We start from the raw sequence: 21,471 nt of genomic DNA, 5'->3' as shown, positions 1-21,471 counted from the left end.
ACGTACTCCTAAAATGTGTATCAGGTCGAGGTGGGCAGGATGGTATAAATCAGGTAGCCATTGTAGGCGATGAAGGCAAAAAGCAATAGGGCACCTTCGTAGCGGTTAATGCGTCCGCCGCGTTGGTAGAGCTTGATACCCATAAGCATGAGTGCGATAGTCATCCCAGCCATGACCGGGATATCGCGCGATAAAACTTCCGGAGATACACTCATCGGTTTGATGGTACCGGCGATACCAACTACAGCGAGAGTGTTGAACAAGTTTGAGCCAATGACGTTTCCCATAACGATATCTGGTTGGTTTTTGCGCATCGCTGCTATCGCTGAAGCAAGCTCGGGTAGAGATGTGCCGACAGCGAAGATGGTTAGCCCAATCAGCAGCTCATCTACGCCAAAATGGCGCGCTATTTCAGCCGCACCCCAAACCATGATGCGTGATGAAATCATTAATACGATAAGCCCAACAAGCGTCCATAGCCATGCGGCTGTGATGGTCATATTAGGTATATCTTCTTCCTCAATAGGGAGTTCTTCCGGGTGCTTCATGCCTTGGTAAATTGTCCATCCCATAAGTAGGACAAATAAAACCAGCAAGACGATAGACTCTGTTCGGGTGATAACCAGGTCTTGCAGCTGCCAGGCTGCAATGCCCGTAACCAGTAAAAGTAATGGAAATTCGCGACGCATGAGGCTGCTCTGCATAGCGATAGGGCTAATTAAAGCCGCGATGCCTATAATTAGGCCAATGTTGGCAATATTCGAACCATAAGCATTCCCAAGAGCAAGGTTTGGCGTTCCTTGCCATGCAGAAAATGCAGAGACGACGATCTCCGGTGCAGACGTACCGAAGCCAATAATAACGATACCGACCAATAAAGGCGGCATACCGTAGTGTTTTGCAATGGTAGCGGCACCATCAATAAAGCGGTCTGCGCTCCAAATCAGAAAACACAGACCGCCAAGTACCGCAATGAGCGGAAGTATCATATTTTAGCCAAGACCATATAATGCCATTAAGACTTTAGAAGATTGCTGGCTGGTGATGTCCCCATTGATCACATGATCTTCGAGTTTACGGCCAAATTCAGAGTTGCCTTTGTCCTTCCCGCCAGCAATATTCATGCGGCTACGACGTTCGGCAATGCCAGCTTCGGAGCGGTCAATACCTTCAAAGTTGTTTGCTTGATTCTCAGAGATGAGCTGATCAAGTACTTCCTGTGCTTTTGCTTCATTACTCATAAATTTCTCCATAAATCTTAAGGTTATCCTTAGGTGAATGCGCGTACACCCGCAAGGAAAATATCCTGCCCCCGGAAATTGGGGTAGTTTTGTTGTCCGTGCTGCTGGTGGCGTTCACTGTGCCCCATCTTACCGAATATCTTCCCACAAGTACTAGTAATTCCCTCGATGGCTAGCGATGAGCCATTGGGATTGTATAACGGCGACATACTGGCTTGGCCGTTATAATCGACATACTGAGTAGCGATTTGCCCATTATCAATAAGCTGTTGCAATAACTCATCACTCGCAGTAAAGCGCCCCTCACCGTGTGAGAAGGCAACGTCGTGCTGTTCACCAATGGTAAAGTCTTGAAGCCAAGGGCTGTGATTATTGGCAACGGCTGTGGTTGCAACACGCGCTATATGTCGGCCGATGCGGTTGTGGGTCAAAGTAGGGTCACCAGCTTGTGGGCTGGCAATTTTTCCATAAGGCAGTAATCCGGACTTAACCAGTGCTTGGAAGCCGTTGCAAATGCCAAGGATAAGCCCATCGCGCTCCAGCAAGGATTCTACAGCCTCAGCAACAGATGGGTTGGATAATACTGCAACGATAAATTTGCCTGAACCATCCGGCTCATCACCTGCACTAAAGCCACCGCTTAAAGCGAGAATTTGGCTGTTGTTGATGTTATCGACCAGCTGTTTTATAGAGGCGCTGATGTCGCTGTGGTTGCGGTTTCGGATTACCGTTTCCTGAATAACGCCACCGGCACGGCGAAATGCTCGTGCGGTATCGAGCTCACTATTCGTTCCCGGGAATACGGGAATGCAGATGCGTGGCTGTGCAGTTTTTGCTGGATTGAAGGTAATACGTTGCGCATTGGTCGCCAAATCAATCATTTCATCTGGCGTATCTTCATAAAGTGGGTAAACCTCAGCAAGAACATCGGCGGAAATCTGGTGCAATGCATCAATCTCGGCAGTGTAGCCATTAATGCGCAGCTCTTGTTCGGCAATGGTATAGCCAATGTTGTGCAAGTTCTCGGCAATACCCAAGCCACCTTTGGCACTGATTAAGTAACCACCGTATTCTGCTGTAAATAGATCATTTAATTGCTCTATTTCAACGCCAATGTTATTGCCTAAGCTGCTTTCGTAAATTGCCTGAATAATGCCACCATGGCGAATACTGCGGATACTTTGCACATTGCCCTCAGCAATCGCTTGATGCAAGAAAGCGTTATTTTTGCAGAAAGTTGCGAAGTCCGGGAGTTGCTGTTCATTTTGTGGGCAACGCAGCCAGTAAAGCTGATGTCCTGCATCCTTGAATTCAGGACTGACTACGTGGTGCGTATCGACAGTACCGACGGCGAAAGCGATCAATGTTGGTGGAACATGCAGCTCGTTAAAGCTACCACTCATTGAGTCCTTGCCGCCAATAGCAGCGCGTTCCAAGGCATTGAGCGCATGATGTGCGCCAAGTAAGGCACTGTATGGTAAGCCCCAGTTATCAGGGCACTCACCAAGGCGACGGAAATATTCTTGCAGGGAGTAATGTGCTCGTTGAGCATTACCACCACACGCGACCAAACGTGCCGTTGCCTCAACGACTGCATAGACGCCACCATGATATGGGCTCCATGCGCTCAGGTCGGGATCAAATCCGTAGGCGAGAATTGAAGCTGTATTTGTATGTCCTTCGGTGGGCAGAGCATAGACGGATGCTTCTGCAGGGGCGCGCTGAGTTTTTCCACCATATGGTAATAACACACCAGCTGCACCAACGCTGTGGTCAAAGCGGTCGCCAAGGCCTCGCTGATCAGCATACTTGAGCGAAGCCAGCTGCTCATTAAGTGCAGTACGCCAATCATCCGTTGGTTGTGGGGTGTTGAGAGGGCTGGCTGAGAAATCTGGATTGTGTAAATTGACACCAGACTGTGTGCTCGGTGCGCCGGCTGTATCGAGAAACTCGCGGTCAAGCGAGACAATTGTTTCACCTTGGAAAACGATCGTCAGGGTGTTGTCATCAGTCACAGTCGCGACGTGGCTGGCTGTGAGGTTTTCCTCGGCTGCAAGACGCTGCATGACTGCAACGTCATCAGCATCAACGACTACTGCCATGCGCTCTTGGGACTCAGAAATGGCTAGCTCAGTTCCTGACAAGCCTTGGTATTTAACTGGTACATTGTCCAAGTTAATATGTAAACCATCGGCGAGTTCACCAATGGCAACAGCAACACCACCTGCACCAAAATCGTTACAACGTTTGATCCGTTTGGCAAAATCAGGGTGGCGGAATAAGCGCTGTAATTTACGCTCCTCTGGTGGGTTACCTTTTTGCACTTCAGCAGCACTTTCAGTCAATGATTCGCCGTGCTGCGCGCGTGATGAACCGGTAGCACCGCCGCAACCATCACGACCTGTTGCTCCACCGAGTAATAATACGACATCACCAGCTGTTGGTTCTTCACGGCGGACGTGCTCGGCTGGTACCGCAGCAACCACAGCCCCGACTTCCATATGCTTCGCTTTGTAACCCGGGTGATAAACTTCGACGATTTGCCCGGTCGCCAAGCCAATTTGATTACCGTAAGACGATGAGCCGGCAGCTGCACCTTCAGCAATAGTGATTTGCGGCAATTTTCCTTCAAGGGTATCAGTTACTGCTTCACGAGGGTCTGCTGAGCCTGAAAGACGCATAGCTTGATAGACGAAAGCACGGCCGGATAAGGGGTCGCGAATCGCACCACCGATACAGGTTGCCGCGCCGCCAAAAGGCTCAATTTCAGTTGGGTGGTTATGGGTTTCATTTTTGAATTGCAACAGCCATTTTTTGCTTTCTCCATCCTCATCGACATTGATGAAAACAGAGCAAGCATTCACTTCAGCAGAAAACTCAACATCATCGATTTTCCCAACTTGGCGCAGATATTTGGCATCAATAGTAGCCAGATCCATCAGTGTATCGCTGCGTGTAGCAGCTTTTTCACCGTAAACGCTTTGGCGCATATTCTGATAGTGATTGAGCTCTTGTGCTAAAAACTGGCCAAAGTTGCTTTGTGGTGGATTTACCTCCTCAATAGCGGTGGTAAAGGTGGTGTGGCGGCAGTGATCTGACCAGTAGGTATCGAGCACACGGATTTCTGTTTCACTCGGAACGCGGCCTTGCTCACGGAAATACTTTTGTACCAAAGCAAGGTCGGCTTGTGTCATGGCAAGGCCGTGGGCTTCGTGCCATTCATTTAATGCTGACTTGTCGAGGTCGTTAAAGCCTTCGTAGCGTGGCACAGGATCCGGATTACCTGCTTCAGGTAGGCGCATGTCGCTGAGGTCTTTTTCGCGGCTTTCTATCGGATTAATGAAGTGGTCTTTAAGGCGTTGTTGCTCTTCGGCACTGAATGTTCCTTCAAAAATATAAGCAGTCGCTGCTGTAACGACTGTATCGTTAAATTCTTCATCAATCAGACGCAGGCATTGCTCGGCTGAGTCAGCACGCTGATCAAATTGACCTGGAAGGGGCTCGACAACGAAGCAAAAATCACCAGCTGGTAATTCATTAATAACCTCATCACTGACAGGGTCGGCAAAAACTTTGCTGATGGCAGTGTCGAGTAATGATTCAGGACAGTTGTGGACGTCATAAATAACCACGCTACGCACAGCATTAAGCTCGGGAAGGCTGAGCTGCTGGCTTAAACGGGATGCAAGAGCAGTGAGGTGGGTAAATTCAGCGCGTTTGGCAATAAACAGACGATGCGGCATGACTAATCCAGTCCAGTTAGAAAATACGTAATTTTACACCAAGCAAACGATTAATGTGGAGATTGGGTGGTGAAACAAAAAAGGGCAGCATCACTGCTGCCCTGATATCTTTCAAGAACGATCAAAATCGGTAGATAAAGCCGATTGAAGCTACTGAGAAAAATTTGAAGTCATTAGTATCGTTTGAATATTAATTTTATCATTACTTTTAAGTTAATTATCAATACTCTATTTTTATAGGGCGATGTTAAAGCTGTAATTTTTTTGATATTTGCTTTATCACCAGCGGTAATAAGCTTTACTATGCTCAACTTAGGTATAAATAGATCAACTAAAGATTATTCCTTTTTGAATAGCCAAAGGGGTAAATTTTAGGTGATGAGGCTTGGTCAACAGACAGGTAGAGTTTTTTGTGCAAGATACTGCTGCTATAACGGTGGCTGATAAAGAAAGTGATAACCATAGCCAAGAGTGCACCCATAAGCTGCAATCCTTCCGAAATTGCTTGGCTGAGCCATAGAGTAGTGATGAAACTCAGTAAGGGTATAGCATAAGTAAAGAAACTGAGTTTATTGAGAGTATCGGTGGCAATGCTCAGTGTGGCGCTATCGCCTTCAGCCATGGGGGGCGTGGTTTGAGGGAGTTTGAGAGCATGGCGGTTGCGAAATAAGCCTCGAAACCACGGCATACTGCCACAACCTTGGCCAGCTTCGCAGCGAGCGCAATTTTTTTGCTCATCAACTGGTATTACACTGACTGTTAATGCGTCCGCACTAACGATAAGAACATTAATTTTTTGCGCCATGATGTAGTTCGCGAAGTAAGTTTTGGCTATAAAGTAACGCTTTGTGTGCTGCTTGGGATGCAGCGACTTGATCACCATCGTGAAGCAAAGCTTCTGCTCGGCTAATTTCTGATTGTGCTTCTTTCAAAACGTCACACGCGCAAGGTGACGCAGCAGCACTATCCTCACAGCGACAATTGGCCATTTGCATTGCGGCTTGGGTTACAGCAGAGCGCGCATCACTGATTTCCTGAAATGTAGAGGCCGGCGTCGCGCAACCTAATAGCACTAATGCGGACAATAATGCGGTAAAATATGCAGCTGCTTTCATGATGGCTCTCTGTATTGAAATATTTAATGAAATGTTCTTGGGCGTTATTTATACCTGCATTAGGTACATTTTACAAAATCTTGTGTAAAACCTGCGCAAAAGAGCAAGTCAGTAAAAAACAGCAAAAAATAATAAAAAGAACTTTTTTAGGCCTAATCGGGAAATAATACGGGTTTAGTGGGAGAAAGGGTAGTGATAACAGTTTTAGTACTTTATTATTCGGAAGGTGGTGCAACTGAGGCCTTGGCTCAGGAAGTCGCACTGGGCGTTGAGTCAGTTTCCGGTGTTGAAGCGCGCTTGCGCACGGTGCCCGCTATTCGCGCGGCCCGACAAGACGATCCTGATCAGGTGCCGGACAGTGGTGCGTTGTATGTGACACCAGAAGATATACAGCAGTGTGATGGTTTAGCACTTGGCAGCCCAATTCACTTTGGGCAAATGGCATCACCGCTGCAGCATTTTTTCGAGGAAAATATTGGCTTGTGGCTATCGGGAGCGTTGATGAACAAGCCCGCAGCGGTATTTGCCAGTGGCGGCAGTATGCACGGTGGGCAGGAATCCATGTTGCTGGGCATGATGGTGCCGTTATTGCATCACGGCGCATTGATCTGCGGTATTCCTTATAGTGAGGCAGCGCTGAATACGACCGAAGGCGGCGGCTCACCTTATGGTGCAAGCCGGGTTGGGATGAGCAATGATGTGCTTCAGGTCGAGCGTGATCTGGCGCGCGCTCAAGGGGCTCGGGTTGCACGCTGGGCATTGCAGCGCCCCAAATTATGATTTTATGTTAGAGAGTGCTTTATGCGTTTTTTGCTAGTTTTGTTGAGTTTGATATTTTGTGTCGCACAGGCGCAGACCGCTTTGACAGTCAGCATTGTGCAGCCACAATTCAGTCCGGTCGAAAAGTCTGTAACGGCAAGTGGTTACCTTGAGCCACGCGATGAAGCGGTGGTCAATGCCCGTTTGAATGGCACAACGCTGGAAGAAATCCACGCAGAGCTTGGCGACTGGGTTGAGAAGGGGCAAGTTTTAGCCCGCTTTGATGATGCACTGATTCAAAACGACATCACCAGTGCCAAAGCACAATTAACGCAGGCACAAGTCGGGCTAAAGCAGGCGCGAGATAATGCCAAACGTGCCAATAAGCTGCTTAAAGCAGATGCGATGAGCCGCATTGAAGGGGAGCGCTACATCAGTGCTGAACAGGACGCACAAGCAAACGTCAATGCCGCACAAGCGCAGCTTGATTCCAGCCGTTTACAGCTCGGCTATAGCGAAGTTAAAGCGCCAGTCAGCGGTATCATCAGTGATAAACAGGCAGTGCTGGGCGCGACGGCCAATGTCGGCATGCCCCTGTTCCGCATCATTGCCAATGGAGTTCTCACGTGGCGTGCGCAAGTCTCGCTCGATAACATTGGTCAAATTAATGAAGGCTGTGTTGCTCAGGTAAGCTTGCCCGGCGGCGAACAAGTCGAAGGCAAAGTGTATAACATCGCGCCAACCATTAACCAGCAGAGCAGAGAAGTCACTGTATTCGTCAGCTTACAGCGCAACCCGGCGTTGCGTGCTGGTATGCTGGTGTCAGGAGAGTTTTTGCTCGGTGCTAACGAACAAATGTTGATTCCGGCCAATACCATTCAACCTAATGACGGACGCAATTACGTGTGGTTAGTCGATAGCAACGATACCGCGCATCGGCAGCAAGTTGAATTGGGGCGGCGTGTTGGGTCTATGGTTGAAGTCCACGATGGCTTAACGCCTGAAAGCCGCATTGTTGCACGAGGCGGCGGTTTTCTTACCGATGGTGATCATGTACGTGTGGTCGCCAATCCAGAAGAGCAGTAATTCATGAATTTTTCCGCGTTCTCCATCCGAAATCCGGTTTTTGCCATCATGGCATTTGTGCTGCTGACCTTTGGCGGCATCATCAGCTTTGAGCGCATGAAGGTACAGCAGTTCCCGGATATGGATTTTCCTGTTGTCGTTACCACGATCGTTATGCCCGGGGCATCGCCTGAACAGCTAGAAAATGATGTAGCCAAAAAAATCGAGGATAAAATCAGCGGTATTGAAGGTGGGAAGAAAATTCTTACCACTATTCAAAGCGGTGTTACCACTGTAGTACAGGAATTCCGTCTTGGTAAAGACATTCAGGAAGCGCTAGATGACGTACGTTCAGCTGTTGGCGAGATTCGTGGCAACTTGCCAGCTGCTGCTGAAGAACCTGTTATCTCGAAAATTGGCACTACCGGATTGCCAATCGTTACTTATACGATCAGTAATGATGCTATGGATCAAGAAGCACTTTCCTGGTTTGTTGATGACTATATCTCGAAACTGTTATCCGGGCTGGAAGGTGTCGGCAGTGTTGGGCGCGTTGGTGGGGTGGATCGCGAAGTCCACGTAGATGTCGATCCACTCGCGTTAAAAGCTTATGGTGGCACGGTTGCTGGTGTATCTGATCAACTGCGTGCCATCCAGCAGGACGCACCCGGCGGCGAAGCCAGCGTGGGTGACAACAAGCAATCTATCCGCGCACTTGGCGCGATCAAGCAAGCGAGCCAATTGCCAGATATGCAAATTCCGCTTGGCAACGGCAACATACTGCGTTTGGGGCAGATGGCAAACATCAAAGATACTTATGCCGAGCCAACATCCATTGCGCTGCTAAATGGGAAGCCAGTGGTTGCTTTTGAAATCACCCGTAGCCGTGGTGCAAGTGAGGTCGAAGTCGCTGGGCGGGTACAACAAGCACTTGATCAGCTGGTTGCAGATCGACCTGCATTCAAAATTGAAAAGGTTTACGACCTTGCCAAACCAGTAGGCGATGACTACCATGCCTCGCTACAAATGCTGATTGAAGGTGCGATACTCGCGGTCATCGTGGTATTTGCCTTCCTGCGCAATCTACGCGCGACAATCATCGCCGCTGTAGCATTGCCGCTGTCGGTCATCCCGACTTTTGCCGGTATGTATTTGCTCGATTTCAGCCTGAATATTATTTCCCTGCTCGCGCTGTCGTTGGTAATCGGTATTCTCGTCGATGATGCGATTGTTGAAATAGAGAACATTATTCGCCATTTACGCATGGGTAAAACGCCGTACCAAGCGGCAATGGAAGCAGCCGATGAAATAGGGCTCGCAGTTGTGGCGACGACCTTTACCTTGATCGCCGTATTTTTGCCAACCGCATTTATGACCGGCGTTGTCGGGCAGTTTTTCAAGCAATTCGGGTGGACGGCTTCCATTGCCATTTTTGTATCGCTGTTGGTTGCGCGCCTGCTCACACCGATGATGTGCGCCTACCTGATCAAGCCGGAAAAAAAGCACCCACAAAAGCGTAGCCGCATGATGGACGGCTATCTACGGATCGTACATTACGCGCTCAGCTGGCGATGGCTGACGCTCATTATCGTGGTGGCGATGTTTACAGGTTCATTGTTCCTCACCCGCTACTTGCCAGCCGGATTTTTGCCACCTGATGATTTTTCACAGACACGGGTAAAAATCGAACTTGCACCGGGTGCAACAATTGAAGAAACCAGTGAAGTCGCGCGTTGGACGCGTGAAACCATAGAAGACTTACCTTCAATTGAAAATATTTATACCTCGATAGGGCACCTTCAAGGTGGAATTGATCCCGCACAAGGTGGGCATGGTAGTGTGCGTCAGGCAGCGCTTAACATTGAGTTAATTCCACGTGGTGAACGCCCGGTGAAAACCGAGATTGAGCAGCAGATCCGTGAACGGTTGGCAGATATACCTGGTGCACGCTTCAAAGTTGGCTTGAGCAACGGCGGTGAAGGCGGCTATAAAGTTTCGATTTACGGCGATAACTATGCGCAGCTGCGTGAGAGTGCGCATAAAATAATGCGCGAAATCCGTGATATACCCGGCGTTGCGACTGTTACCAGCAATGAAGGCATTGCCAGCCAAGAGCTGCAAGTCATCCCCAATGAGCTGGCAATGGCTGAAAATGGCGTCAGTACCGAAGCGATTGCACACGCTATTCGCGTTGCAACTGCGGGTGAGTATTCACAGCGTTTACCCAAGCTGAACCTTAACACCCGTCAAATTCCTATCCTTGTGCGCTTGCCCAAAGAAGCACGAGGTGATCTGGCAATATTGGAAAACCTCAACGTACAAAGCAGCACTGGTCAGCCAGTTCGCCTTGGCGATGTAGCCAGCTTGCAATTCGGATCTGCGCCCTCTGGCATTAGCCGCCTTGACCGCTCGCGCGAAATTACCATCACCGCCGATACTGCAGACGGGCAAATTGGCGAACTGGTCAAGCAAGTCAAGGCATTGCCTGCCATGCAAAGCTTACCGCCAGGTGTGCATGCAGCAGACCAAGGGCAAGCGGATGATATGAAAGAACTCTTTGAAGGCTTTGCAACCGCAATGGGCATCGGTGTTATATCTATTTACGGCGTTTTGGTATTGCTGTTCCGGCGCTGGTTACAGCCATTTACCATCCTCATGGCGCTGCCACTGTCACTTGGCGGAGCATTTGTCGGGTTGATGCTCGCACATGCCGGGCTATCCATGCCGTCGCTGATCGGCCTGATCATGCTGATGGGGATTGCGACCAAAAACTCAATCTTGTTGGTTGATTATGCGATCATTGCCGAAAAGAGCGGCAAATCACGCTACGATGCATTGATTGACGCCTGTCGTAAGCGCGCACGCCCAATCATCATGACCACCATCGCCATGGGTGCCGGGATGGTGCCGCTGATTCTGGGCTGGGGCGGGGCTGACCCGACTTTCCGCCAGCCAATGGCAATCGCTGTATTCGGTGGGCTGATCACATCGACCTTGCTCAGCTTGATCGTTATACCGACGTTCTATACCTTTATGGACGACATTGCACGGCTGTTCAAGCGCCTGTTTGGTAGCCGTGAAGCTAAACCTAGCGAACACACCGCATAAAAGAAAAAGGAAACATCATGTCACGGCAAAAAGCGGGTTATCTCGCTACCATTATTTCCCTGTTTACCTTGATTGCCAGCTACGCAACGCTTATCTGGCTGTATCGCACCGGCAATATCATGCAAATGCTTACTGGTGCATTACTGACCCTTGCGCCACTGCTGCTCTTTGCCCATCGCGCCATCAGGGCTGAGCGTCGCGCCTTTGCTGCACTTGCGTTGCTTGCGCCGGTCTACTTGTTGATTGGCGGCATCATTTGGCTGTGGGATTATCCGCTGATTGGTGCATGGCTGAGTTTTTGGGCTATTGTGCTCGAAGTCGGCACGATTGTGCACAACTACAAAAAGCGCGATAAGAGCAAGAAACGCCGCTCATCCACGCAAGGAAGCTAACCACAGGCGTAATTTTAGACCGTATTTGCTTGTCCAGCCGCTGGTTGCAATACTGATGCGTTTATTGTGAACAATAGCTATCGTCGGTGTAGCGACTACTGCGAATGCCGCGCTGATTTGCCCATCAGGATCATTAACCACCGGGAAATCCCAGCCGTGCTCACTAAGATACGCCTGTACGTCGCTTTCACTGCCTGATTGCATGGCAATTGTCACCACAGGGTAGCCTTCATTGTGTAATGCGTCTATTGTCGGCGAAGTATAGCGGCAATAAATGCACCAGTTGCCCCAAAAATAAAGAATGGTAGGCGGCGTTTGTGGTGAAAAATCAATTTGTTTGCCGTCTATTGTGGTAAGCGTCGCCTCGCTCAATCCACGCCCATCCGGCGTACGGTATATATCCAGTACCACGATCACTGCGATGACCACTACAGCATAAATACTCCAGCTGCGTATATAGCGCCACATATGTATTCGCTTTCGCTCAGATTGATCTTTCATATTTATTGTCGATAAGGGTTTAAAAGCGCGCATTATGCGCAATAAATGGTGAATCATGGCATTATTGTGAAAACTTCATGACATATAGTCACGATCAATGTCGCTATGGTTTATTCATGGTTCAAGCACCATCACACACAAAAAATTCTGTCAAAAAGGTATAATCTCCACCTTTGACATAAATATATAACTTGATGTTCAACCTCCTCACCGCAGGCGAGTAAGCAAGACCGTGCGCCTGACAGCCATCCATCTTAGCGGCTTCAAGTCGTTTGCCGATAAAACCGTCTTTCCCGTCGATGCGCCGTTAACCGGTATCCTCGGGCCAAACGGTTGTGGCAAATCCAATATCATCGACGCAGTACGCTGGGTACTGGGCGAGAGTGCTGCCAAACAGTTGCGTGGGCAGGCGATGAGTGATGTGATTTTTGCCGGTTGTGCGTCACGGCGGGCTGGAAGGCAAGCATCAGTCGAGCTGCATTTTGACAATAGCGAAGGCAAGGCGGGTGGTGCATTTGCCGATTATGCTGAATTGGTGATTCGCCGTGAAGTCGAACACGACGGGCAGTCGCGTTATCTGATTAACAAAAAACGCTGCCGACGCAAGGATATCGTCGAATTGTTGCAGGGCAGCGGCGTTGGTGCGCGCAGTTATGCGGTGATCGAGCAGGGCATGATTAGCCGAGTGATTGATGCCAAGCCGGAAGACTTACGCAGCTTTATCGAAGAAGCAGCGGGCATTGCCGTTTATCAAAACCGACGCAAGGACAGCGAGCGGCGCATGGCGCAAGTCAATGAGCATTTAAGCCGCCACGATGACCGACTGTACGATCTCGAACAGCAACGCGAACGCCTTGCTGCCGAAGCAGACAATGCCAAGCGCCATCGAGAATTGCAGCGCAGCTTGAGTGATGTGCGTCATCGTTTGGACAGTTGGCGCTTACATCGCACCGGACTGACACATCGCGAACAGCAGCAGGCATATGAAGCAGCGCAAGCAGCCTTGACCGAGCGCATGGCAACAGTCTCACGCAATGAAGCAACATTAGACAGCTTGCGCGAACAAGCACAGACAGCGGAGCGCGCTGTGAGTAAAGCACGAGCATTGCACCACGAAGCGCGTGAAGCACTGCGCAGCAGCGAACGTGAACACGAACGCTTGGCGCAGCACCGACAGCACGCCAAGCAGCAGCTTGAGCAGCAGGAGAAACGCCTCGAACAAATCAGCCGACAGCAAGCTGACGACAAACGCCAACTCAGTGAGACACAACAGCAACTCACCGAGCAAACGCAGCAACTCGATGCATTGAATACAACTATCCCCGAGCTGGAAAACAAGCGCGATACAGATAATCGCTATTATGACAGCCTGCGCCTTGAAGCTGAGCGCCAACAAAGTGCCGTAGCACAAGCCCGTGCACGCCACGAAGAAACTTGCAAGCGCTACCGACAAATAGAAGCTCGCCTTGATGATCACCGCCAGCGTCTCGCTGAACTCGACAATGCTGATGTGGATGATGATCTGGCCTTGCTGCATGAAGAGGCTATTATGGCACTTGAGACGCAGCAAATCACACTCGAAAATGCACAACTGGCTGCCGAGGAAAATGAAGAGGCGATTGCTGCGTGTGAAGCACAATTAACGGCAGCACAAAATGAGCGCGAAGCTGCGCAATATGCTTGGCAACAAGCCTATAGCCGCGCTGAAACTTTAAGAGAATGGCAACAACAGCAGCAGAGTGCTGATACTGACTTACCGGGCTTCAGGCGCTTGCTGGATGAAATTAAAGTAGATGCAGCGTGGCAGCCTGCATTAGAAGGTTATCTCAATATACGCTTACAAGCATGGCATGATGATGGTGCTGACCGTGGCACGGGCTTGCAGTATCACCATGCTGTGGTTGAATGTGGTGACGTTCCACCTGCATGGCTGGGCATTATCCAAAGCAGCGCCGCACTTAAAGACTGGCTAGGCAACATTGAGCCATTGGCGCAGCACGACTGCGATATAGACCTCACTGCGTTGGACGCCGCTCAGCAATATCTCACTCTTGATGGCACACTGATCAGCGCCCATACCACTACTCCGGCAACTCAACATGATGGACAGGGCGCCTTGGCACGAGCTGCGGCACTGAATGAACTCAACGAGCGCTTGCCAAACCTTGAGCAGGCGTTGCAGGAAAGCGAAGCTCAAGTTAACCGTACGCAAGCCGAGCTGCAACAGATGCGCCAAGCTCAGCAGCAAAGCAGGGCTACATTAAAAATACAGGAGCAAGCGCTCGCACAAGCGCAGCGTGAAGTTGCATTACTGGCTGCTAAAAGCGAGCATCAGGCTGCTTTACACGCTGAGCGGCAGCAAACACGCGCTGGTTGGCTGCGAGAAATCAGCGCCTTAGAGCAGGATTTAGCCGCTACCACAGCAGCATTACAGCAAGAAGCTCATAGTGAGCAGCACCCCGAGATCAGCCACGAAGCACTGATGCAGGCTCAACACTGTGCCGATAGTAGCCGCAAAGCATACCAGCAAGCATTTCAGCAACAACAAGCATTGCAGCAAAGCCTTGCCAGCTTACGTGCGCAAGAGCGTGTGTATATTGATCGCGAGCAGCGCAATTTACGTGAACAGGAAGCATTGCAAGCCGAGCGGATCAGCGCCGAGGAAGTGCTAAACGAAAGCGAGACCAATATCGCCTTGCTTGACGATACCCGTATCGTGCAACAGGAAACGCTGGATGAAGTGCGCATTGCACTAGAAGACGCGGAAATGCAGGCGCGTGAACACAGCGAAGCATGGCGTAACAGCGAAAAAGCGATCAACGAAGGCAAGCACCGCATCGAACTCGAGCAAGCGCGTATTGACCAGCTCATTGAGCGCCTTGAGCGCAGCGAAGAAACCTTGCGCAGCTTGACGCAGCAATTTCTGGAATCAGACCGCAAGCCAATTGTATTTGACATCAGTAGTACGCTTGATGAAGCATCACTGGAAAGTGAAGTACGACGTTACAGCCGCGAGTTGGAAGCGTTGGGTGCGGTTAACCAAACTGCGGTAGAAGCTTTTGCTGAAGTTGGTGAGCAGTATCAAACGCTCAAACAGCAATGTGAAGATTTGCGCGATAGCCTTGAGATGCTGAGCACGGCAATTGCTGAGCTTGACGAAGAAACGCGTGGCCGCCTTAGTGAAACCATGGCTGTGGTTAACCATCACTTTGCCAACTTATTCCCGCGCCTGTTCCGCGGTGGTGAAGCAGCGCTGACATGGACGGGGGATGACGTACTTGAGGCTGGCATCACGATCAGCGTAAGGCCGCCGGGCAAGAACGTCAAAAATCTGAGCGTCTTGTCAGGTGGTGAAAAAGCCCTGACAGCTATTGCATTGGTATTTGCACTGTTCCGCTTAAACCCGGCGCCATTCTGCTTACTCGATGAAGTGGATGCGCCGCTTGACGATGGCAACGTCAACCGCCTCACCGCAATGCTGCGCGACATGGCGGACAACACTCAATTCATCATCATCACCCACCACAAAAACACCATGCAGGCTTGCGATCATCTCATTGGCGTGACCATGAGTGAGCCGGGCATCTCGCGGCTGGTTGCGGTGCAGATGAATGATTGATGCTTATGCGGAAGTAAAGAAGATATACATAAGATGCAGATATTCCCCCGATGTCCAGTTATTATTATTTAGGGCACCCCATTTATTTTTTATTAAAACAAATGAATTAATGCTGAATTTGGCGACTAGCGAGGTTGTTATAATCGAGATTATATTATTATTTGGTGGCCATTAAATAGGGAACAAGGAATGTCCAACATCTCATCGAAGCTAATAGCATCATTACGTCGTTACTGGCTACGCAAGCAACCACTATCCAGTGAAAAAATACTTACCAAGCCTGCAAAGATGCCGATTGTACCGACTAGCTATGGTGTATTCTTGGGAGGCGCGCTAATTTTGATGTTTGTGTGGTCGGCAAATCATCAGCTTAATCTTGGCTACGCATTAACGTTTCTTGTTGCGGTAATAGCTATGCTAAGTGCAGGGTTGACAGTTGGTGAGTTAGCCAATCTACGTGTTCGAACCCGACAGCCACAGCCAGTTTTTGTAGGTGATCATGTTTCGTTTCCTATTGAAATTCATGATCCTAAAGGACGGCCTCGCGGAGCAATGTCCTTGTCGTGTGATGGTGGGGCGAATGTATTGGTTGGAGGGATACGCGCTGGTGAGACAGTGACTACCAATCTTACTCTGCCAGCACTATCTCGTGGCTGGATGGGCTTACCGACGATAACAATTACATCTTCCCATCCATTTGGTTGGTTTGTGAGTTGGCAATGGCTGCGCTTAGACAGTAAGGCTGTGGTATATCCTTTTCCGGAAGGTGATTTGCCATTACCTCAATCGTTAACGCCAGAACGTGGTGAAGCCGAGCAGACTTATGCAGGTGAAGAGGAACTGCACGGTTTGGCCATTTATCGACATGGTGATCCACTTTCCCGAGTGGCATGGAAACGCTCCAGCGGGGGGATAATGTATATCAAACAATTTAGTGGGCAAGGCAGTCATCGTATCAATCTTGATATTGCCGAAGCACACGGTGATGTAGAAACACGCTTATCGCAATTAGCGCAATGGATTGTAGATGCTGAGGCAAAAGGCGTTGCATACAGCTTACGTCTTGGAGATGCCTATATTGCACATAATAAAGGGGATGAGCATTTTCATCACTGCCTACGCACACTGGCACTTTACTAGGCTAAATTAACAGGATCTAAGAATGATTAAATGGGTTAGCGCACCTGAATATCGTCGTCAATTAGCCAGTGGATTATGGCTTCAGGTATGGCTAGGCTTTGTATTGACGATGTTGCCGCTATGGTGGTTTCAACCGCGATTTTTCGCTTTGAGCTTGATCGTAGCCACAGGCTGTAAATTTATTGCCATATGGCGTAAGCAATCATGGCTTGGCTGGCTAGGCTTGGCTGCTGTTTTACCAATTGGTTTACTTCTGATTTATAGCAATTACCGTTCACAGAGCTTGACGTTCAGCTTTCTTGCATTGCTTGCTTTGATGGGTACGGCAAAAATGCTTGAATCTCGCAATGAGCGTGATTGCAAGATTTTATTCTTACTCGAATTAACTTTGATGATGGCATTTCTGATGTATTCACAATCTATTGCCATTTTTATCTATTTACTATTCGTACTTGGCTATATTCTACTGGTGCAGATGCGCATTGCGCAGCGAGGTAACCGTGTCATTTTGCTTGGGCGCTGGCAAGAGATTGGCAAGCTGCTAATGCTGGCATTGCCATTTACCATCTTGCTGTTTTTCTTTTTCCCTCGCATTCAGCCGTCATGGGGGATTCCTCGCAATGAAAATCAGGCTGTTACCGGCCTTCCTGATGAGATGGATATGGGAGATATCGCTTCGTTGGTACAGAGCAACGAACCGGTTTTCCGTGTGCGCTTTGCCAATAATGAATTACCACCACCTTCTGAGCGCTACTGGCGTGGGACAACATTGTGGTCATTTGATGGTAAGAATTGGCGGCAACGTAATAATGACATGCGTATTCAGCCATCAAACATTCAATATAATCAAGAGAGCGAATTTTCTTATGATTTAATGCCGGTTAAGGATTCACTTAAATGGCTACCTGCTTTGGAGTTGTCGTTTTCATTTCCCGATGCACTACAAATCGGCGGTTCATATCAGCTCAAGTTACCTGACAATCATAAAGTACCAGCGCGTTATCACTTGAAGTCTGCAGTAGATTATCGCACTGTGGGCGCTCTTGATGATGCAACAAAAGCCGCAGCACTACAATTACCAGATGATGTGGCAATTCCCCAAACGCGCGCCTTGGCTGAGCGCTTGTATCATGAGAGTGGAGAAAATGCGGTAGGTTTTGCTAAGGCGTTTGCCGATTATATCCAAGATGAGGAGTTTTACTATACTCTGGAGCCACCACCTGGCATGGGGAATGTCGAACAATTTTTATTTGAAGGCCGGATGGGTTTTTGTGAGCATTACGCCAGCGCAATGACTCAAGCTGCACGAAGTGTTGGCATTCCTGCAAGAATTGTTATTGGTTATCAGGGTGGTGAGCATAATCCTTTGAATGATGATTTTTTGGTGCGGGAAGAATCTGCACACGCCTGGGTTGAATTATGGGATGATGCGCGCGGCTGGTTCCGCAGCGACCCAACAGCAGCTGTTGCTCCGGAACGCATTAATCAAGCGCAGCTCAATGCATCGAGCCTACAACGTGGTGAAGATCAGCGTGCGTTTGGTACAAGGCTGGCTGAAAATATGGCTTCATTTGCTTGGCTACGCAATGCTTATGGCGCAGCAAATGCATTTTGGCAGGACTGGGTGATTGATCTCAATCGTGATCAGCAGGGAAGTTTACTTGAAAAGCTTGGCTTGAAAGGTGCTGGGAATAAGCTGCTGATAGCTATTTTGCTATTTTGCACTATGGCTGGAGGTACTTTGCTTTGGTTGTGGTGGCAGCGCCGCCCACGTCATGACGATGATGATGTTGCGAAGGCTGTGAGGCTACTGCTAAAGCGCCTTGAACATAGTGGGTTGCGCAAGCGCAACCGCGAAAGTGTGGCGGACTTTTTGCTTCGAATTGCACCATATATGCAGAAGGAGAATAGTGCTGAGCTGAAGCGAATTAGCGCACGTTATGAGCAGGCGCGATATTACGGTAATGAAAACAATTCTCAATTGATTGATTCTATTCATCGTTTTCGCGTTCGTCATTAATAAATTTAGAGATGGGATGCTTGCCCAAATGATAACAAAAAGATATAGTACGCCTTTCGTTCGAATTGAAATCTTATGATACGAATTACCAAGGAAACTGAATATGCTTTTTTGCTGTTGAGCGCACTGCTTGATAGCGATGAAGCGATGCACAGCGCGAATGCACTAGCCGAACTGACAGGCATTGCTGCGCCAGTTAGCGGAAAAGTACTTAAGCGATTGGTACGCGAAGGAGTACTAACTTCGACTCGCGGCGCATACGGTGGCTATCAGTTGTCACGTGAGCCAGAAAATATCACGGCGCTGGACGTTGTGCAAGCTATAGAAGGGCAGCCTGAGCTGGTTGATTGTGCTCATGGTACGTTCGATTGTGCATTTGCTGATCACTGTAGAATCAGCCCTTTTTGGCGTCATTTGAACGATGAAATTACTGCGATGCTTAAAAATCGCACCTTATCAGATATGTTGAGCATTGAACGCGCGGCAAATGCGCGCAAACTAAAGAAAGAGTTACCGTCATGAGTAATGAAGAGTTAAAACAAATAGCAGAAACTGAATACCAGTATGGTTTTGAAACGTTTATAGAGCAGGAAACATTGCCACCAGGTTTAAATGAAGATGTCATTCGCCATATTTCAGCAATGAAAAATGAACCTGAGTGGCTACTTGAATGGCGACTTAAAGCCTACGCTGCATGGCTAAAAATGGAAGAGCCTGATTGGGGGCACCTTAAAATAGCACCGGTTGATTACCAAAGTATTTCCTATTTTTCCAAACCCAAATCAGATAAAGATGGGCCGAAGAGCCTTGATGAAGTAGATCCAGAGTTACTACGCACCTATGAAAAACTTGGCATCCCGCTACAAGAGCAAGAAATGCTTGCCGGGGTTGCAGTTGACGCGGTCTTTGATTCTGTATCAGTTGCTACTTCTTATAAAGGTCGCCTTGCCAAAGAAGGCATCATATTTTGCTCTTTCTCTGAAGCTGTGCAAGAACACCCTGAACTGGTCAAGAAGTATCTCGGTACAGTTGTCCCTACCACAGATAACTTTTTTGCGGCACTGAATGCGGCTGTATTTACAGATGGATCTTTCTGCTACATTCCTAAAGGTGTACGTTGCCCGATGGAGCTTTCTACGTATTTCCGCATTAATGCAGCCAATACTGGGCAGTTTGAGCGTACGTTGATCGTCGCAGATGAAGGAAGCTACGTTTCTTATCTTGAAGGCTGTACCGCACCACAGCGTGATGAGAACCAGCTGCACGCAGCAGTTGTAGAAATCATCGCCCATGAAGACGCGGAAGTGAAATACTCGACCGTGCAAAACTGGTACCCGGGTGATAAGAATGGTCTGGGTGGTATTTATAACTTCGTGACCAAGCGCGGTATTTGCGCCGGTGATCGCAGTAAAATTTCATGGACACAAGTCGAAACTGGTTCTGCTATTACCTGGAAATACCCGAGCTGTATTCTCCGCGGCGATGATTCGGTTGGAGAATTTTATTCGGTCGCTCTAGCGCGCGATTATCAGCAAGTCGATAGTGGCTCAAAGATGATCCATATTGGGAAAAACACCAAATCAACGATCATTTCAAAAGGGATATCGCTCGGTTATGCGCAAAATGCTTACCGTGGGCAAGTGCGCATTCAGTCTGGCGCGGAAAACGCACGCAATTTTTCTCAGTGCGACTCATTGCTGATTGGCTCAGATTGCGGCGCACACACATTCCCGTATCTGATGACGCAAAACCCGACTGCACAGGTCGAGCACGAAGCAACTACAGCCAAAATTGGCGAAGACCAGATTTTCTACTGCATGCAGCGCGGCCTCTCGGAAGAAGATGCGGTCAGCCTGATCGTCAATGGCTTCTGTAAGGAAGTGTTTAATGAGCTTCCGATGGAGTTTGCTGTTGAAGCGCAGCGGTTAATCGAATTAAAACTTGAAGGTAGCGTTGGCTAAGCCTGAACAAAATATAAGGTCCTGAATAATGTTAAAAATTGAAAATCTACACGTCCAAATTGAAGAAGACGGCAAAAAAATTCTAAATGGGGTCAATCTTGAGATTGGCGCTGGTGAAGTCCATGCGATCATGGGTCCTAATGGCTCAGGTAAATCCACTCTAGCAAATGTAATTGCTGGCCGTGAGGGTTACGAAGTGACCGAAGGCAGCATCACTTATATGGGGCAAGATTTGCTCGATATGGATCCGGAAATCCGTGCGTGTGCCGGCTTATTCCTCGCGTTCCAGTATCCGGTTGAGATCCCCGGCGTGAGCAATATGTACTTCCTGAAAGCAGCGCTCAATGCCAAGCGGGCGTATCAGGGTAAACCTGAAGTGGATGCGATGGAATTTTATGAGTTGCTACAACAGCGCATGAAAACAGTCAAAATGAATGACAGTTTTTTGAGCCGCCCAGTCAACGTCGGCTTTTCAGGTGGTGAGAAAAAGCGCAATGAAATTCTGCAAATGGCTGTGCTTGAGCCACAGCTTGCGGTACTTGATGAAACAGACTCAGGGCTGGATATTGATGCACTGAAAGTCGTCTCAGATGGTGTTAATGAACTGCGCAGCCCTGAGCGTTCATTTTTGGTCATCACCCACTACCAGCGCTTGCTCAACCATATTGTGCCGGATTTTGTGCATGTATTGGTCAATGGTCAGGTCGTTGAAAGCGGCGGTAAAGAATTGGCATTGTCACTCGAAGAACGTGGCTATCAGGATTTCCGTGGTGCAGAAACCGGCGCGGCGCGCTCATAAGGAGGCGT

At 48.9% G+C, this 21,471-nt stretch carries 16 protein-coding genes; 10 read left to right on the top strand and 6 right to left on the bottom strand.

The features are described from left to right. Positions 1 to 20 precede the first annotated feature (20 nt). From KRX19_03985 to KRX19_03965, 5 genes are all read right to left on the bottom strand, one after another. Positions 21 to 989, bottom strand: coding sequence for a calcium/sodium antiporter (locus KRX19_03985; protein MBV7434179.1), 969 nt, complete (start codon positions 987 to 989; stop codon positions 21 to 23). Between the two features lie 3 nt (positions 990 to 992). After that, the gene (locus KRX19_03980; GenBank protein MBV7434178.1) at positions 993 to 1,241 is read right to left on the bottom strand and encodes a hypothetical protein; all 249 of its coding nucleotides are present in this window, start codon (positions 1,239 to 1,241) and stop codon (positions 993 to 995) included. Positions 1,242 to 1,270: 29 nt separating this feature from the next. Then, the gene (locus KRX19_03975) at positions 1,271 to 4,984 is read right to left on the bottom strand and encodes a phosphoribosylformylglycinamidine synthase (GenBank protein MBV7434177.1); all 3,714 of its coding nucleotides are present in this window, start codon (positions 4,982 to 4,984) and stop codon (positions 1,271 to 1,273) included. 331 nt (positions 4,985 to 5,315) lie between these two features. Next, complete coding sequence (locus KRX19_03970) at positions 5,316 to 5,789, bottom strand: SoxR reducing system RseC family protein (protein MBV7434176.1); 474 nt, start codon at positions 5,787 to 5,789, stop codon at positions 5,316 to 5,318. Further along, positions 5,773 to 6,099, bottom strand: coding sequence for a hypothetical protein (locus KRX19_03965; GenBank protein MBV7434175.1), 327 nt, complete (start codon positions 6,097 to 6,099; stop codon positions 5,773 to 5,775). Before KRX19_03965 ends, KRX19_03970 begins: the two co-directional genes overlap by 17 nt. 192 nt (positions 6,100 to 6,291) lie before the next feature. Here KRX19_03965 and wrbA point away from each other — a divergent pair, with 192 nt between their 5' ends. From wrbA to KRX19_03945, 4 genes are all read left to right on the top strand, one after another. Next, positions 6,292 to 6,879, top strand: a complete 588-nt coding sequence (wrbA, locus tag KRX19_03960) for an NAD(P)H:quinone oxidoreductase (GenBank protein ID MBV7434174.1) — start codon at positions 6,292 to 6,294, stop codon at positions 6,877 to 6,879. Positions 6,880 to 6,960: 81 nt separating this feature from the next. Continuing rightward, positions 6,961 to 7,944 (top strand): efflux RND transporter periplasmic adaptor subunit, encoded by a 984-nt coding sequence (locus KRX19_03955; GenBank protein MBV7434173.1) that lies wholly within the window; start codon positions 6,961 to 6,963, stop codon positions 7,942 to 7,944. Between the two features lie 3 nt (positions 7,945 to 7,947). Continuing rightward, complete coding sequence (locus KRX19_03950) at positions 7,948 to 11,031, top strand: efflux RND transporter permease subunit (protein ID MBV7434172.1); 3,084 nt, start codon at positions 7,948 to 7,950, stop codon at positions 11,029 to 11,031. Between the two features lie 17 nt (positions 11,032 to 11,048). Continuing rightward, positions 11,049 to 11,423: an ABC transporter gene (locus tag KRX19_03945; protein ID MBV7434171.1), complete on the top strand. Its 375-nt coding sequence runs from the start codon at positions 11,049 to 11,051 to the stop codon at positions 11,421 to 11,423. Here the strand turns inward: KRX19_03945 and KRX19_03940 are convergent. Further along, complete coding sequence (locus tag KRX19_03940) at positions 11,403 to 11,924, bottom strand: protein disulfide oxidoreductase (protein ID MBV7434170.1); 522 nt, start codon at positions 11,922 to 11,924, stop codon at positions 11,403 to 11,405. The two genes, KRX19_03945 and KRX19_03940, sit on opposite strands and share 21 nt — an antisense overlap. 232 nt (positions 11,925 to 12,156) lie before the next feature. Between KRX19_03940 and smc the strand changes: the two genes are divergently transcribed. The 6 genes from smc to sufC all read left to right on the top strand — a co-directional run bounded on the left by smc (position 12,157) and on the right by sufC (position 21,463). Further along, on the top strand, positions 12,157 to 15,543 hold the full coding sequence (gene smc / locus KRX19_03935) for a chromosome segregation protein SMC (GenBank protein ID MBV7434169.1): 3,387 nt from the start codon (positions 12,157 to 12,159) through the stop codon (positions 15,541 to 15,543). 189 nt (positions 15,544 to 15,732) lie between these two features. Then, a complete protein-coding gene (locus tag KRX19_03930; protein ID MBV7434168.1) occupies positions 15,733 to 16,683 on the top strand; it encodes a hypothetical protein in 951 nt (316 codons plus the stop codon). A gap of 22 nt (positions 16,684 to 16,705) precedes the next feature. Then, positions 16,706 to 18,703 (top strand): DUF3488 and transglutaminase-like domain-containing protein, encoded by a 1,998-nt coding sequence (locus tag KRX19_03925; protein MBV7434167.1) that lies wholly within the window; start codon positions 16,706 to 16,708, stop codon positions 18,701 to 18,703. A gap of 75 nt (positions 18,704 to 18,778) precedes the next feature. Further along, complete coding sequence (locus KRX19_03920) at positions 18,779 to 19,225, top strand: SUF system Fe-S cluster assembly regulator (protein MBV7434166.1); 447 nt, start codon at positions 18,779 to 18,781, stop codon at positions 19,223 to 19,225. Next, complete coding sequence (gene sufB / locus KRX19_03915) at positions 19,222 to 20,664, top strand: Fe-S cluster assembly protein SufB (protein ID MBV7434165.1); 1,443 nt, start codon at positions 19,222 to 19,224, stop codon at positions 20,662 to 20,664. Before KRX19_03920 ends, sufB begins: the two co-directional genes overlap by 4 nt. A 28-nt stretch (positions 20,665 to 20,692) precedes the next feature. Further along, the gene (sufC, locus tag KRX19_03910; protein MBV7434164.1) at positions 20,693 to 21,463 is read left to right on the top strand and encodes a Fe-S cluster assembly ATPase SufC; all 771 of its coding nucleotides are present in this window, start codon (positions 20,693 to 20,695) and stop codon (positions 21,461 to 21,463) included. The last annotated feature ends 8 nt before the right edge of the window (positions 21,464 to 21,471 follow it).

Source organism: Cardiobacteriaceae bacterium TAE3-ERU3, assembly GCA_019218315.1.
Lineage (GTDB): Bacteria > Pseudomonadota > Gammaproteobacteria > Cardiobacteriales > Cardiobacteriaceae > JAHUUI01.
Note: the sequence above shows the minus strand (reverse complement) of the source record. Positions and strands in the feature narration are given on the sequence as shown.

Excerpts from the sequence above, each read along its gene's own strand:
- KRX19_03985 (MBV7434179.1), bottom strand. The coding sequence starts at position 989 with ATGATACTTCCGCTCATTGCGGTACTTGGCGGTCTGTGTTTTCTGATT.
- KRX19_03980 (MBV7434178.1), bottom strand. The coding sequence starts at position 1,241 with ATGAGTAATGAAGCAAAAGCACAGGAAGTACTTGATCAGCTCATCTCT.
- KRX19_03975 (MBV7434177.1), bottom strand. The coding sequence starts at position 4,984 with ATGCCGCATCGTCTGTTTATTGCCAAACGCGCTGAATTTACCCACCTC.
- KRX19_03970 (MBV7434176.1), bottom strand. The coding sequence starts at position 5,789 with ATGGCGCAAAAAATTAATGTTCTTATCGTTAGTGCGGACGCATTAACA.
- KRX19_03965 (MBV7434175.1), bottom strand. The coding sequence starts at position 6,099 with ATGAAAGCAGCTGCATATTTTACCGCATTATTGTCCGCATTAGTGCTA.
- KRX19_03950 (MBV7434172.1), top strand. The coding sequence starts at position 7,948 with ATGAATTTTTCCGCGTTCTCCATCCGAAATCCGGTTTTTGCCATCATG.
- KRX19_03945 (MBV7434171.1), top strand. The coding sequence starts at position 11,049 with ATGTCACGGCAAAAAGCGGGTTATCTCGCTACCATTATTTCCCTGTTT.
- KRX19_03940 (MBV7434170.1), bottom strand. The coding sequence starts at position 11,924 with ATGAAAGATCAATCTGAGCGAAAGCGAATACATATGTGGCGCTATATA.
- KRX19_03930 (MBV7434168.1), top strand. The coding sequence starts at position 15,733 with ATGTCCAACATCTCATCGAAGCTAATAGCATCATTACGTCGTTACTGG.
- KRX19_03925 (MBV7434167.1), top strand. The coding sequence starts at position 16,706 with ATGATTAAATGGGTTAGCGCACCTGAATATCGTCGTCAATTAGCCAGT.
- KRX19_03920 (MBV7434166.1), top strand. The coding sequence starts at position 18,779 with ATGATACGAATTACCAAGGAAACTGAATATGCTTTTTTGCTGTTGAGC.
- sufB (MBV7434165.1), top strand. The coding sequence starts at position 19,222 with ATGAGTAATGAAGAGTTAAAACAAATAGCAGAAACTGAATACCAGTAT.
- sufC (MBV7434164.1), top strand. The coding sequence starts at position 20,693 with ATGTTAAAAATTGAAAATCTACACGTCCAAATTGAAGAAGACGGCAAA.